The sequence below is a fragment of the Pantoea sp. SIMBA_079 genome, assembly GCF_046940275.1.
Lineage (GTDB): Bacteria > Pseudomonadota > Gammaproteobacteria > Enterobacterales > Enterobacteriaceae > Pantoea > Pantoea borealis.
This window is the reverse complement of record NZ_JAWRYR010000716.1, coordinates 1-247: the sequence shown is the minus strand read 5'-3', so window position 1 is coordinate 247 and position 247 is coordinate 1. Positions and strand designations below refer to the sequence as shown.

Genomic DNA, 247 nt, shown 5'->3' with positions numbered 1-247 from the left:
CTGATGAGTTTCCCGCAGAGCCAAATCAGCCATGCCATGCCCAGCGCCAAGGCGCAGGCCGAGCTGGATGAATTGGCCCGGCAAACCAATAGCCCGCCAATGGAAATTGAAACCGGCTGCGGCTTCTGTATGTACATCAAACGTGCCGCGCTGAACGAAGTAGGTTACCTGGACGAAGTTCACCTAGCGCGTGGCTATGGCGAAGAAACCGATTGGTGCCTACGTGCCCGAGGACTAGGCTGGCGCC

The 247-nt window shown here is 58.3% G+C and carries 1 protein-coding gene; it reads left to right on the top strand.

From position 1 onward, the window contains the following. Positions 1-247, top strand: a 247-nt coding sequence (locus SB719_RS21820; protein WP_412159983.1) for a glycosyltransferase family 2 protein, incomplete at both ends; no start/stop codon positions are given.